At 40.4% G+C, this 13,537-nt stretch carries 11 protein-coding genes; 5 read left to right on the forward strand and 6 right to left on the reverse strand.

Features of this window, described 5'->3' with window-relative positions; genetic code table 11:
• Positions 1 to 130 precede the first annotated feature (130 nt).
• The 3 genes from OQX62_RS23695 to rnr are packed head-to-tail and all read right to left on the reverse strand — an operon-like array spanning position 131 to position 4,405.
• Positions 131 to 1,099 (reverse strand): polyprenyl synthetase family protein, encoded by a 969-nt coding sequence (locus OQX62_RS23695; RefSeq protein WP_265834148.1) that lies wholly within the window; start codon positions 1,097 to 1,099, stop codon positions 131 to 133.
• On the reverse strand, positions 1,099 to 2,265 hold the full coding sequence (locus OQX62_RS23700) for a carboxypeptidase-like regulatory domain-containing protein (RefSeq protein WP_265834149.1): 1,167 nt from the start codon (positions 2,263 to 2,265) through the stop codon (positions 1,099 to 1,101). The genes OQX62_RS23695 and OQX62_RS23700 overlap by 1 nt, the downstream gene beginning before the upstream one ends.
• 7 nt (positions 2,266 to 2,272) lie before the next feature.
• Positions 2,273 to 4,405, reverse strand: coding sequence for a ribonuclease R (gene rnr, locus OQX62_RS23705; RefSeq protein ID WP_265834150.1), 2,133 nt, complete (start codon positions 4,403 to 4,405; stop codon positions 2,273 to 2,275).
• A gap of 150 nt (positions 4,406 to 4,555) precedes the next feature.
• Here rnr and OQX62_RS23710 point away from each other — a divergent pair, with 150 nt between their 5' ends.
• A complete protein-coding gene (locus OQX62_RS23710; RefSeq protein ID WP_265834151.1) occupies positions 4,556 to 5,434 on the forward strand; it encodes a mechanosensitive ion channel family protein in 879 nt (292 codons plus the stop codon).
• Positions 5,435 to 5,664: 230 nt separating this feature from the next.
• Here OQX62_RS23710 and OQX62_RS23715 read toward each other — a convergent pair whose 3' ends face one another.
• Positions 5,665 to 7,371 carry an ABC transporter ATP-binding protein gene (locus OQX62_RS23715; protein WP_265834152.1) on the reverse strand — a complete coding sequence of 569 codons (1,707 nt, stop codon included), beginning with the start codon at positions 7,369 to 7,371 and terminating at the stop codon, positions 5,665 to 5,667.
• 62 nt (positions 7,372 to 7,433) lie between these two features.
• On the opposite strand from OQX62_RS23715, the gene OQX62_RS23720 reads away from it, so the two are divergent.
• Both OQX62_RS23720 and OQX62_RS23725 read left to right on the forward strand, forming a co-directional pair.
• Positions 7,434 to 8,747: a nicotinamide mononucleotide adenylyltransferase gene (locus tag OQX62_RS23720; protein ID WP_265834153.1), complete on the forward strand. Its 1,314-nt coding sequence runs from the start codon at positions 7,434 to 7,436 to the stop codon at positions 8,745 to 8,747.
• 16 nt (positions 8,748 to 8,763) lie between these two features.
• The gene (locus tag OQX62_RS23725) at positions 8,764 to 9,738 is read left to right on the forward strand and encodes a glycoside hydrolase family 43 protein (protein WP_265834154.1); all 975 of its coding nucleotides are present in this window, start codon (positions 8,764 to 8,766) and stop codon (positions 9,736 to 9,738) included.
• Between the two features lie 13 nt (positions 9,739 to 9,751).
• Here the strand turns inward: OQX62_RS23725 and OQX62_RS23730 are convergent, their stop codons facing one another.
• Together OQX62_RS23730 and OQX62_RS23735 are read right to left on the reverse strand one after the other, a co-directional pair.
• A complete protein-coding gene (locus OQX62_RS23730) occupies positions 9,752 to 10,189 on the reverse strand; it encodes a GNAT family N-acetyltransferase (protein WP_265834155.1) in 438 nt (145 codons plus the stop codon).
• Positions 10,190 to 10,211: 22 nt separating this feature from the next.
• Positions 10,212 to 10,703, reverse strand: a complete 492-nt coding sequence (locus tag OQX62_RS23735; RefSeq protein WP_265834156.1) for a YajQ family cyclic di-GMP-binding protein — start codon at positions 10,701 to 10,703, stop codon at positions 10,212 to 10,214.
• Between the two features lie 75 nt (positions 10,704 to 10,778).
• Here OQX62_RS23735 and OQX62_RS23740 point away from each other — a divergent pair, with 75 nt between their 5' ends.
• Both OQX62_RS23740 and ppk1 read left to right on the forward strand, forming a co-directional pair.
• Positions 10,779 to 11,378 (forward strand): hypothetical protein, encoded by a 600-nt coding sequence (locus OQX62_RS23740; RefSeq protein WP_265834157.1) that lies wholly within the window; start codon positions 10,779 to 10,781, stop codon positions 11,376 to 11,378.
• Positions 11,379 to 11,480: 102 nt separating this feature from the next.
• Complete coding sequence (gene ppk1 / locus OQX62_RS23745; protein WP_265834158.1) at positions 11,481 to 13,535, forward strand: polyphosphate kinase 1; 2,055 nt, start codon at positions 11,481 to 11,483, stop codon at positions 13,533 to 13,535.
• The last annotated feature ends 2 nt before the right edge of the window (positions 13,536 to 13,537 follow it).

The raw sequence follows: 13,537 nt of genomic DNA on the forward strand, positions 1-13,537 counted from the left end.
ACCTCAGGTTAAAATTGGGTAATTGTTGCGTGAAATGTGCGTATCTGGGGTTGGATTGAGGAATTACTTTCTCATTTTGGAGAATAGTATAGTAACCTGTTCTGAAATGAGAGTATAAACAGAGCGCATATTAATGCTCTCTGTTTATCAATGATTTTGCCAGATGTATCAGCTCTGCTTTTTTTGTTTCCGCAATACTCACCTGAGTTAATGAACTGAACGCAGTATCAAGACTGTGCTTCATCTCATCCATTGCAAGCTCTCTGATGAAGTATTTGTTATACAAGGAAGTGATCACCCCGATTTTTGATTGAAGGTCAGTATTCGTCTCCTGTAACTGTATCTTCAGCTGATCTTCAGTATTAGCCAGTTCTTTCAGTTTTAATAACAAGAATGTTTGTTTGTTAGAGATGATATCTCCACCTACCTGCTTACCAAACTTAGCAGGATCTCCATATACATCAAGTATATCATCCTGCAACTGGAAAGCCAGGCCAAAGTTTTCGCCGAAATTATACAACAGTTCTGCATTTTGATCCGAAGCACCCGCTACAATAGCACCGAGTTTCATCGCGCCACCTACAAGAACCGCTGTTTTTAAACGAATCATATTGATATATTCAGGAATGGAAACATCACTTCGCTGCTCAAACTCCATGTCTAACTGCTGACCTTCGCAAACTCCCTGGGCGGTTGTATTGAAGCAATTTAGTGCGGCTTTTAATACGCTACTATCAAGGTTGGTGAGATGTTTATTGGCCTCTACCATCATCACATCACCACTCAGTATCGCATTATTTACTCCCCATTTGATATGTACGGTATCCTGACCTCTTCTCAGGGGTGCATTGTCCATAATATCATCGTGGATCAGCGTGAAATTATGGAAGGTTTCTATCGCCAGCGCTGCCTCTATTGCATCTGCCGCATCTTTGTCAAAAAGCTCTGAGGAAAGTAATACTAAAATTGGTCTGATCCTTTTGCCACCCAGGCGCATAATGTAACGCAGGGGTTCGTATAATTTAGCGGGGTGTGCCGGGTATTCTACTTTATTGATTGCCGTTTCCAGCAATTGCTGTAATTCAAAAATAGTATGCATTATTTTTTTACTTGGGGTGTTTTTTCTAAGATTTCAATAGCAGACTGTTCTTTTTCAGTCCTTTTAACGCCTTGGTTATTCTTCCAGAAGGTTTCATTGTAGGTCATCGCTTTGGTGAGCTGAGAATCATTAACGTTTATTTTTACAGGATTAAGCTCACTCTTATGGATGTTATCTTCGTCCATCAGGTAAAGTATAGAAGAAAAGGCAGATCGCTGTATACCCATGCCCAGCACTTTTAACTTATTGATTGCATTAAAACTGGCATAATCCAGTATACTGTTTCCTGCATTATCTGTTTTATATTGAGCAGAAAAAATGATTTCTTCGATTTTCACACTCACTGGTCCTCCCCCGGTGAATTTCATGTCATTGAATGTACCTTCAATTTTCACGACAGTATTGGTTACAGTATTTACATAATAATAACCTTCAAAATTTAACTTCTTCAAACCGGCTTTTGGCTTACAAAAGATTTTTGCAATTTCCTGCCCATTCTGCTGATAGGTGCCGGATAGTTTGAAATTATATACCGAATCTACCTTTTTTGTCAGTGGTTTGATGTTCATGTTATTAGGTAAATAGCCCGAAATAAGAAAAAGAAAATAGCTGAGATTATCGTATGATATTCCTCTTGAACCGGCAAGATGTCTGGCTTCGGTTGGATGCCAGGCCGTTAAGGAAAAGGCCTTCCATTCTGCATCGAAAAAGATCTCGTTGAGATAGGTTGGTTTATCCGAACTATAGGCGATTTGTCTTAAAAAAGCCTTTCTGTAGAAGGACTGATTAATATGCTCACGCGCCTGATCACTTACCTCCTGCATAATGGTAATGGCGGGATTACCTACTGCTACCTCTTTGAGCGTCATTACTTGGGGTGCCATTGAGATTTTCAAAAGCTGATCCGGATTACTGACCTGCAGACTAATGCCGATGTAGTTTAAATGTGAAACAGTAATGTTTACAGGTGAAGTGCTTACTGATAGCTCAAATTCCCCGTTTTCATTAGATAACGCACGCTTAGCATCCTTAACCTGCACGGTTGCAAAGGCAATGGGCATGCCCGTGTTTTGTTCTGTTATTCTCCCATGTAGTTTTTGCTGGGCTTTAGCAAGAGAAAAGGTGATCAGCAGGAAAAGAAAGGTCAGCGCGACAGGTTTATACATATGCTTGCTATTCCTGGACTAATGAAAAATCAATTTGTCGTTTAGACAGGTCTACCCGCTTCACTTTTACTTTCACTTCATCTCCTAATTGATATTTCTTCTTCTTGCGTTGTCCCACAATGCAGTAATTTTTTTCATCCAGGACGTAAAAATCATCTGTAATATCTTTTAAGCGAATCATACCTTCGCATTTATTCTCAATGAGTTCCACATACATTCCCCATTCGGTTACGCCGGAAATGATACCCATGAAAAGACTGCCCACATTTTCTTCGAGGTATTCCACTTGTTTGTATTTAATGGATGCCCGTTCCGCATCAGCAGCGCGTTTTTCCATTGCTGATGAGTGAGAAGCAGCTGTTTCATATTCTTCTGCATTGGCTGAGCGTTCTCCGTTGAGATAGGCTGCCAGCAGTCTGTGCACCATCACATCGGGATAACGTCTGATAGGGGAGGTGAAATGCGTATAATGATCAAACGCAAGTCCGTAATGACTTGTTTTTTTAGTGGTATATACTGCTTTGGCCATAGACCTGATGGCTAGCTGTGTCAACACATTCTGTTCCTTTTTACCTTCCACATCTTCCATCAGGAAGTTCAGGGACTTTGCAATATCCTTGTCCGTCTTGGTGTTGATTTTATAACCAAAACGCGCAGCGAAGAGTGCAAAATTACCCAGGTTTTCCAGATTGGGAGAATCATGGGAACGGTATACAAAAGTATATTTCGCTTTTCCTTTACCTTTTTTAGCAATGAACTCAGCTACTTTTTTATTAGCCAATAACATAAAGTCCTCGATGAGCTTATGAGCATCTTTACGCTCTTTCACGTAAACGCCAACGGGCTTGCCTTTCTCGTCCAGTTTAAACTTAACTTCAGTACTTTCAAAACTGATCGCTCCGTTTTTAAACTTCTGATCTCTTAAAATATAAGCCAGTTCATTTAATTTAAGCAGCTCCTCCGCATAGTCGCCCTCTTTATTTTCGAGTACTTCCTGGGCTTCTTCATAACTGAATCTTCTGTTGGAATGTATTGCTGTTCTGCCAAACCATTCAGTAATGATATTTGCTTTGTCATCCAGTTCAAATACTGCTGCAAAACATAGTTTGTCTTCATCAGGACGAAGTGAGCATACACCATTGCTTAAGCGTTCGGGCAGCATGGGAATTACCCTGTCTACCAGGTAAACTGAGGTAGCCCTGGAATAGGCTTCTTTATCAAGATAAGTTTTCGGCTGTACATAATGAGATACGTCGGCAATGTGTACGCCGATTTCATAATTTCCGTTAGGTAATTTTTTGAAAGAGATCGCATCATCAAAGTCTTTTGCATCTGCAGGATCTATGGTGAAGGTCACCGTATCGCGGAAGTCTTTCCTGTCTTTTAAATCGGCCTCAGTGATTTCTTCAGAAATTGCATCTGCTTCTTTCTCTACTTCGGAAGGGAAGCTTAAAGGAAAACCATACTGTGCCAGTATTGCATTCATCTCCGTATTGTTTTCCCCCTGGGTGCCTAATATATTGATGATTTTACCAATCGGATTTTTCGCTCCCTCCGGCCAGTCAGTAATAGATACCTGTACCTTCTGTCCATTTTTTGCCCCCATCAGATCGGTTAACGGCACGAAAATATCGTGCAGCATTTTTTTATCATCAATGCTTACAAAAGCAAAACGCTCTGAGATTTTAATAACGCCGATGAAGTCTGTTTTGAGTCGCTGGATAATCTCTACCACTTCACCTTCATTTTTTCTGCCGCTTTTTTTAGCGTAGATATATACTTTTACCTTATCTCCGTGCAGGGCATTGTGTAACTTCCGGGCGGAAACGAAAACATCTTTTTCGAATTCGTCATCGGGAATGATAAATGCAGCTCCATCTGCTGTCATGTCCACCTTCCCTGTAATAAAGGTTTTTAAATCTTTCAATTTAAATTTACCTTTTTCGGGTTCAGCGAATATGCCTTTGTGTGCCTGCTCTTTCAGGACTTCAAGAATGGTTTCGCGCGATTCATTATCTGTAATATTCAATTTGGCTGAAACCTGTTTATAGTTCAGGGCTTCATTATTGTTTTTTTCTAGAACATCGCTAATTAACTGTGTTAAAACAAGTTTTATCTGGGATGATTTCTTTTTTGCCATAGTGTATTTGTCAATATTCCGAAGGTAACACTTTGAAATGATTTCCTGCCTCTTTGTCGGCTATAAAAACCATAAAATCGTCTCTGCAGGTTAGATTTCACAGGTATAATGATAACTTTGTGAGACATTTACTAATCGGATAAATTTCAAATGTTAATAGTGGAGGAGAAAAGCAGACGTACAAGGAGTGAGTTTCTGACCATAGGAATCAAGATGGTTATATTTGCGTTGCTGGTGTATTTTGATGTCAACCAGCCGCAGGCTTACCTGCATTATCCATTGATTGAAAGGACAGCAAGCGGACTAATGGTATTTCTTGGGCCAAGTACTGCGATCTCTTTTATCCGTCTGATAATTATCTACTGGTACATCAAGAAACACAGGTTCAAAGCTAATATCAAGGACAATTTTATATTGGGTATCAACAGGATTGTGTCGATTTTGAATACGGTCTTTGTCATCATCGCGCTGATGGTGTTTTTTGGTAAAAATCCTAAAGAGTTTATCACGGGAATGTCTATCGTTGCGGCGGCTATTGCTGTTACTTTTAAAGATTATATTACCAATATGATCAACGGACTGATCATTATGTTTTCGGACCGTTTATCTCTTGGAGACCATATTAAAGTGCAGGATACGGAGGGTAAGATTTTAGATATTACGCTGATTAACATGATTTTGCAGAATGAGGATAACGACATGGTAATTATTCCTAATTCCGTGGTTTTCAGTTCGGTTATTATTAACCAGTCGAAACAGAACATCAAGAAACTGAGTATAGAGTTTGAGCTGTCACTTCAATTTGGCTATACGCCGGAATATCTGGAGACCTACCTGAATGAAGTGGTAGCAGGGTATACGGAGAATATTGTTGCCAGGGGACTAACGATCAAGACGCTTTCTATTACGAAGGATGTGGCCAAGTTTAAGGTGCAGGTATTGCTGAATCATTATGATAAGTTGAAGGAGAGAGAGATCAGGAGAGCTTTGAATACGGCAATCATGAGTTTGGGGGTGTCTTCTAAATAAAACTACATACTCCTTTTGGCTGCCAATCTTTGGTGAAGAACAAAACATTGGAGGCCTTCAAGGAGCATATTGTTTTATTTCTACGAAAGGGGCTTGACCAGGGGCAGGGAGCATAAAAGGTATCGAGCATTAACGAGATAGAAAGCTGACCAATATCAGATAGCACCTGGTTAGTATGGATTACAACATCAGGTTGAATGGAATTGTAGTCAGAAGGTTAATACGGATAATTATTTCAGGCCCGGAATGGCGTCAATTAGTCTTTTGGTGTAGTCGGATTTTGGAGCGTTGTAAATGTTTTCAGGAAATCCTTCTTCTTCTATTTTTCCTTGATTCATAATGATCATTCTGTCAGACAGGTGTTTTACCACAGCCAGATCATGTGAAATGAATATGTAGGTAAGACCAAGTTCTTTTTGCAGATCTCTTAACAGATTGAGTACCTGTGCCTGCACCGATACATCCAGAGCTGAAACGGATTCATCGCAAATAATAAGTTTGGGCTGGAGGGCGAGTGCGCGTGCGATCACTATACGCTGACGCTGCCCGCCCGAAAATTCATGTGGGTAACGGTTGAAGTGGTCGGGGTTTAATCCTACCATTTCAAGCAGTTCCAGTATGTGGGTTTTACGTTGCTGGTCTGTGTTGAACAGCTGGTGCACCTGCAGCGGTTCCATCAGGGTATTTCCTATACTTATTCTAGGGTTTAGCGCAGAAAAGGGATCCTGAAAAATTAGCTGAATCTCGCGTCGCAGTTTTCGTAGTTCTTCTGGCTTTAGGGTGGTAATGTTGTTACCGTCGAAGATGATTTCACCATGGGTTGGTTCGATAAGGCGCAGTACTGTTCTGCCCAAAGTGGTTTTTCCGCATCCTGATTCTCCCACCAGACCCAGTGTCTCTCCGGGAAATACATGGAGGGATACATCATTTACTGCCTTAATTGTTGAATTTGAGGTGCCGAAAAGCCCGTTTCTAACGGGAAACCAGGTAGAAATGTGTTGGAGTTTCAGGATTGGTTTTTGCGCATACAGCTGGTTTTTCCTTGAATCTATTTCCTGTTGGGTGTAGCTGTTTTCATTTAGCAGGTAGGAAACAGGCTTTGATTGGTTAGCACCCAGAAAATCTGCTACAACGGGAAGCTTTTTTAACCTGTATGCGGGATTGGGCCGGCAAGCCAGCAGACCTTTGGTATAAGGATGTGATGGTGTATTTAATATGTGCTGTACGGTTCCCTGTTCTACGATCTCTCCTTTATACATTACAGCAATCTCATCTGCAATTTCACTGATTACACCAAGGTCATGTGAGATGAAAATCATCGACATCTTCCTTTCTTTTTTGATTTTAAGCAGTAGCTGTAAAATGTTTTGCTGAACAGTTACGTCCAAGGCTGTAGTAGGTTCGTCTGCGATCAGGAGTTCCGGGTTGCAGCTCAAAGCCATGGCAATCATAACGCGTTGTTTCTGGCCGCCGGATAGTTGGTGTGGATAGGTGTCAAATATAGTTGCAGGTCCTGGTAGCAGCACCTCTTCGAAAAGGGCTATAGTTTTTGCTTTAGCTTCTTTGGCGCTGAATTTCTGATGGAGCATGATGGCTTCCCGGACCTGATCACCACAGGTGAAAACAGGATTCAATGAGGTCATGGGTTCCTGGAATATCATGGCCATCCTGTTGCCCCGATAATGCCGGATCTGTTCATCTGACAAGCCCTGCAAATCGATATTATCGAACCTGATGGTGCCCTCAATTTTTTCATTTCCAGACTGTAGCAGTCGCATGATGGCCAGGGATGTTACAGATTTCCCGGAGCCGGATTCGCCCACTATTCCCAGCACCGTTCCTTTGTTCACGCTGAAGCTGATCTTGTTTACAGCAGTGTTCCAGAATCGGCTCTCCTGGTCATAAAATTTGATATCAAGATCAATTATGTTTAGCATCGGACGAGCAATATAGATAAAATTATGGCTCGAATTTCAGTCAATTCTGCTATTTTTGCAAAATGGAAAGAGAAATTCTTGATACGAAGCGGAAAGCCCTGAATATAAATTTAAATCCTGATATATACGGGACTTTTGCAGAGATCGGGGCCGGACAGGAAGTAGCACGTAATTTTTTTACTGCGGGTGCAGCATCAGGAACTGTAGCAAAAACTATGTCGGCCTATGACATGACTTTCAGTGATGCAATCTATGGTGCGGAAGAAACGGGGAGATATGTAAGTCAGTCCCGTTTAAAAAAGATGCTGAATCATGAGTTCGGACTGTTAACTGAGCGACTATCCGGCGAGAAGTATGATCAGCGTACTTTCTTCGCTTTTGCAGATACAGTGACTACGCTAAACTACAATAAATCCAATGATCCTCATGGCTGGATCGGCATAAAATTTCAGACAACACCAGGCGGGGAACCGAATGAAATATTTTTCCATGTACGTTTACTGGATACGGATTCTGCGTTACAGCAAAATGTATTGGGTATTATAGGTGTAAATCTTGTATATGCTGCATTTTACTACCATTCTGATCCGAAACGAATGATTGAATCTCTGGCTGAAAACCTGACAGTAGGTTCTGTGGAAATTGATCTCATTTCTGTTAACGGGCCTGTTTTTAATGGGATCAATAATATCAAATTGAATTTATACCTGATTGTGAAGGACTTTTCCGACGCTGCGATATTTGATTCTCTGGGAAATCCATGTTTGCCGAAAGACTTGTTGTACAAGAAGGATATTATGATTCTCAGGACTAAATATGCGCAGAAATCACTTCCTAATTTCAGCATGTTTAACAATGCCGTTGATCAGTTCAAAAGGACTGAAAGTGTGAAAAAGGAAAACTTAAGTGTACTGATCGAGGTCTTGCTGTCGAATGTGCTTACTGCTGATGATGAGATTCCCGAGAACATTGATCTTGATGCTGTGGCCGCAAGGGCGGAAGAGATGTGCAAGACAGGGAATCTGGTTATTGTCTCTAATTTCTCCAGACATAATAAACTAGCCAAATACCTGGACAGGTGCAGGCCGAAAAGTGTAGGCATCTCTACCAATATCAATAACCTGAAGTTTGTATTTAACTCCAGCAATTTTGGAGAAAACTATTCCAGTCAGCTGCTGACCTATGTTAGTGATATGTTCAGTAAAAATGTGAAGTTATTTGCTTATCCATTTCTGGACAAAAAAACCAATAAAGTAATTACTACGGCTAATATGCCTGTTACACCGGATGCAAAGCCACTATTTGATTTCCTTATAATTAATGGATATATTACCGACATTAAAGAATACAGTGAAAACGATGTGAAAACTGTATAAAACCAATCTGACTTGTATGAGAAAAACCACTTTGTTATTTTTATTTGCTTTTACTGCTATTGTTGCTGTCGCACAGCAAAAAAAGACTTCCGGCAATCCTATTTTCCCGGGATGGTACGCCGATCCCGATGCCGCTGTGTTTGGGAGTGACTACTGGATTTATCCAACATTTTCTGCCGTTTATGAGAAGCAGACTTTTTTAGATGCATTTAGCTCAAAGGATTTAGTAAACTGGAAAAAGCATGATAAGGTTTTAGATACCGTAAATGTGAAGTGGGCAAAGAAAGCGGTATGGGCACCTGCAATTGTAAAGAAAGACGCAGCATACTATCTCTTCTTTGGTGCCAACGATATTCAAAATGATAACGAAATAGGAGGCATTGGTGTTGCTGTTTCAAAAAGTCCTTCCGGACCATTCAAGGACCATATCGGTAAGCCACTGGTTGATAAATTCCATAATGGGGCACAACCGATAGATCAGTTTGTATTTAAGGATAAAGATGGACAATATTATCTGATATATGGCGGCTGGTCACACTGCAATATCGCAAAGCTGAGTAATGATTTTAAATCGCTCGTTCCTTTCAAAGACGGCGTGACTTTCAAGGAAATTACCCCTGAAGGTTATGTAGAAGGACCTTATATGTTCATCAGAAATGGAAAATATTACTTCATGTGGTCAGAGGGAGGATGGACAGGACCGGATTATTCTGTAGCTTATGCCGTGGCCGATTCCCCAATGGGACCTTTCAAGAGAATCGGTAAAATCCTGAAACAGGATCCAAAAATTGCTACGGGTGCCGGACATCATTCTATTATTCACAATGAAAAGAAGGACGCCTGGTATATTGTGTATCACAGGAGACCTATCAGCGAAACTCATGGTAATAACAGGGCTACCTGTATTGATGAGATGGTGTTTGATGAAAATGGATTGATACAGCCGATAGTAATTACGAATGAAGGCGTTAAAGCACAGAAAGTAAATTAGTTTTATAACTAATTTACTTTTTGTAAGCGTTTTTGATCACAATGGCCATCATCGTTTCAGGATCTTCGAGCGACTTAAAGCCATATTGACTATACAGACCGTGAGCATCCCTAGTCGCCAGCTGGTACCTTCTCAGACCCTGAAGGTCTTTATGAAATACCATGAGCGACATTAATTTCTTTGATAGACCGAGACCGCGGTACTGTTCCAGTATGTATACGTCGGCCAAATGAGCGAAAGTAGCTTTATCTGTTACCCATCTGGCAAAACCAATTTGTTTCCCGTCTTTATAAATGCCAAAGCATAGGGAATTCTCTATTGATTTAACAACTACTTCGAAGGGTATCTCCTGCGCCCAGTAGGAAGCCGTACTGAGATAGTGATGCACCGCGACAGAATCAATTTTATTGATATCGTCTGAGAAAACGAATCCATTTTCGTTAATTTCCATTTCGCTTGTCTGCTGCTTTGAATTAGTTACGCATGTTAATGTACTGTAGCGGCTGACCAAAATCTTCTTTTTTACACAGTGCAATTACACCCTGCAAATCGTCGATGTTTTTACTTTGTACACGAACCTGGTCGTCCATCATTGAGGCCTGAACTTTTAATCCGCTGGCTTTTATTTTGGCAACTATCTTTTTAGCGGTCTCTTTATCGATTCCTTCTTTAATTGAAATCTCTTTTCTGATCATATTGCCGGAAGCATATTGTTCCTTACCAAAATCCATGCTTTTAGGATCAAGATTTTGCTTTACCATTCGTGAGATAATGGAATCTTCGATGGCTTTCAGACGCATATCGTCTTCGGTCACGATGGTGATTACATTGGTTTTTTTATCATGATCAATAGTGCTGTTTGAGCTGGAGAAATCATAACGGTTAAGGATTTCTTTTTTAGCATTGTTCATCGCGTTGTCAAGTGTTTGCGCGTCTATTTTACTTACGATGTCGAAAGTGGGCATGATTATAGCTTTAGAATGAAAAATATGTTAGATTTAGATAATTAACAATTTAACGTAATCGTCAAAAAATATATTATGAAAACCGATCATCCAAAAGTGCAAAAAAAAGTTGCTAAAAGAGCAGCAAAAAGAGAATTAGAACAGAGTCTGACACAAAAATTCTTTGAAGCAATTACTCATTTAGGACATGACGCGGAAAAAATAGCTGCTGATGTTGCGAAGGCAGCAAAATCTGTAGCTGGTAAACTGGCAAAGAAATTTGCTGGTGAGGAGGTTAAAGAAAAGAAAAAAGTTAAGCTTAAGCCGGCTAAGGAAGTAGGAACCAAGAAGGCAGCGGAATTGAAGAAAGCTGCTGTTAAGGGTACTAAAAAAGCGGAGAAAGAGGTTAAAAAAGCCGTATCTATGGCTAAACCTGTAGCCAGTAGTATCAAAGTGACAGCTATCGAAAGTGCTGAAAAAGCGGCTGATGCGATAACGCCTAAAAATACGCCGGTAAAAACCGGTCCTGTAAAGACGTTACCTGCTGCCACTAAGGGCAGCGCCGCTAAAGCTCCAGTTACAAAATCGCCCGCTGCAAAGTCGCCGGTTGCCAGAAAACGGACTCCTGCTGTTAAAAAGGTAGAAACAGCTCCTGAACAATCTGATAATGCCGAGGAAACAACTCCGGATAAATAAATCGAACTGTTTCTTAACGTTAGTAGCAAAGAATTAACGTTGACTTAACAATAGAATTTGCAGTTTTGAACTTCCCCCGGTTCGAGTGATTTGATTTGCCCCATGACTAAAAAGAAGATACCATTTTTAAACAGAGAGATTAGTTGGCTATATTTTAACGAGCGGGTTCTGCAGGAAGCTGCGGATGAAACGGTACCCTTAATAGAGAGAATAAAGTTTCTGTCCATCTTCTCCTCAAATCTGGAAGAATTTTACAGGGTAAGGGTTGCTACAATGACGAGGTTATCTAATCTCAATGACAAGGCAAAAGATCTTCTCGGTTTTAACCCTAAAAAGGTACTGAATGAGATTAAAAATATAGTTGTCAAACAGGAACGCCGCTTCGAACAGTTGTTCCAGGCTACGCTGATTAATGAACTGGCACAAAACCGGATCTTCATTTTAAATGATACCCAACTGAATGTAGCCAGGGGAGAATTTGTGCGTGAGCATTTCAGAGATAAGATCTTGTCTAACCTGGTGCCGATCATGATTGATCTTGACAAACCTTTTCCCGAATTAAAAGACCGTTACCTGTATTTCTTTGTCCGCCTTAAAAAGAAAACAGGTAAAAAAGATCAGTATGCTTTAATTGAATTGCCTACAGACCTGCCACGTTTCCTGGTACTGCCGGAAACAAACGGACTGAAATTTATTATTCTTGCTGAGGATATTATCAAATATTGTCTGGATGATATCTTTTATGTTTTCAGTTATGATGATATGGATGCCTATTCCATACAGCTCACCAGAGATGCGGAACTGGATATCGATAAGAACGTAAGTGATAAATTTATTGTAGAGTTGCAGAGTAGTCTGGATAAGCGTAAAAAGGGAAAACCTATGCGTTTATTGTATGATACTGAAATGCCATTTGATATGTTAAGTATCCTGGTGGCTAAAATGAAAATTGAAGCAGAAAGTCTAATACCCGGCAACAGGTACCATCGCTTTGGAGATTTTATCAAGTTTCCGAATGTTGGAGATAAGAGTCTGGAGTATCCGGCCAATGTTCCGATAAAAGTTGCTGGATTACACCGTACGCAGAGTATATTCAATAAACTGGCTGAGCGTGATTTTCTGGTCAATCTGCCTTATCAGTCCTATGATTATATTATCTTGTTTTTGAGGGAGGCTGCGATTGACCCAAAGGTTACCGCAATAAATATTACACTCTACCGGCTGGCAGAGAATTCCAGGGTGATCAATGCCCTGATCAATGCTGCTAAAAACGGAAAGAAAGTGAATTGTCTGGTAGAATTGAAGGCCCGCTTTGATGAACGTGCAAATATCTTCTGGACCAACAGACTGGAAGAAGAAGGAGTCCATGTAAATTATGGTCTGACTGATTATAAGGTCCATTCTAAGATTTGTCTGGTAACAAGGATAGAAAAAGGTAAACCAGTATATTATGCAAATCTTGCTACCGGGAATTACAATGAGAAAACGGCCAAGATCTATTGCGATCACAGCATTTTTACGTCGAAAAAGGAGATTACACATGATTTAATTAAGCTGTTTGAAGCCTTGAATAAAAAAACGGTGGCCTCTGGATTCAAATACCTGATGGTTTCACCACTGGATTCGCGCAATAAGTTTTACGGTTTGATTGACCGGGAAATCAAGATTGCGAGGACGGGAAAACCGGCATATCTCATTTTAAAAGTCAACAGTCTGGCAGATGAGGGAATTGTAGAAAAGCTCTATGACGCCAGTAATGCAGGAGTGAAAATAAAACTGATCGTAAGGGGAATCTGCTGTCTGGTTCCAGGTGTGAAGGGATTCAGTGAAAATATTACCGTAATCAGTATCATTGACAAATACCTGGAGCATGCAAGGGTATTTATTTTTGGCAATAACGGCAAGGAAGATATGTTTCTTTCTTCGGCCGATCTGATGTCCAGGAATTTTGAACATAGGGTAGAGGTAGGCTTTCCGGTACTTGATGAAGAGGTAAAACAGGAAATCAGAGATATCATCGAATTCCAGCTGCAGGATAATGTTAAGGCAAGAGACATCACCCGTCTCAATAACAATAAATACCATAAAAACAGGCTCAACAGAAAGGTGAGGGCACAGGTTCAAACTTATAATTACTTAAAAAATAAACACCAGTAAAA

Origin of the sequence: Pedobacter sp. MR2016-24, from assembly GCF_026239655.1 — a bacterium.
In the GTDB taxonomy this organism is placed as follows: Bacteria; Bacteroidota; Bacteroidia; order Sphingobacteriales; family Sphingobacteriaceae; genus Pedobacter.

Bases quoted from the DNA above. Each gene is read 5' to 3' on its own strand.
- OQX62_RS23695 (WP_265834148.1), bottom strand. From the start codon at position 1,099: ATGCATACTATTTTTGAATTACAGCAATTGCTGGAAACGGCAATCAAT.
- OQX62_RS23700 (WP_265834149.1), bottom strand. From the start codon at position 2,265: ATGTATAAACCTGTCGCGCTGACCTTTCTTTTCCTGCTGATCACCTTT.
- rnr (WP_265834150.1), bottom strand. From the start codon at position 4,405: ATGGCAAAAAAGAAATCATCCCAGATAAAACTTGTTTTAACACAGTTA.
- OQX62_RS23710 (WP_265834151.1), top strand. From the start codon at position 4,556: ATGTTAATAGTGGAGGAGAAAAGCAGACGTACAAGGAGTGAGTTTCTG.
- OQX62_RS23715 (WP_265834152.1), bottom strand. From the start codon at position 7,371: ATGCTAAACATAATTGATCTTGATATCAAATTTTATGACCAGGAGAGC.
- OQX62_RS23720 (WP_265834153.1), top strand. From the start codon at position 7,434: ATGGAAAGAGAAATTCTTGATACGAAGCGGAAAGCCCTGAATATAAAT.
- OQX62_RS23725 (WP_265834154.1), top strand. From the start codon at position 8,764: ATGAGAAAAACCACTTTGTTATTTTTATTTGCTTTTACTGCTATTGTT.
- OQX62_RS23730 (WP_265834155.1), bottom strand. From the start codon at position 10,189: ATGGAAATTAACGAAAATGGATTCGTTTTCTCAGACGATATCAATAAA.
- OQX62_RS23735 (WP_265834156.1), bottom strand. From the start codon at position 10,703: ATGCCCACTTTCGACATCGTAAGTAAAATAGACGCGCAAACACTTGAC.
- OQX62_RS23740 (WP_265834157.1), top strand. From the start codon at position 10,779: ATGAAAACCGATCATCCAAAAGTGCAAAAAAAAGTTGCTAAAAGAGCA.
- ppk1 (WP_265834158.1), top strand. From the start codon at position 11,481: ATGACTAAAAAGAAGATACCATTTTTAAACAGAGAGATTAGTTGGCTA.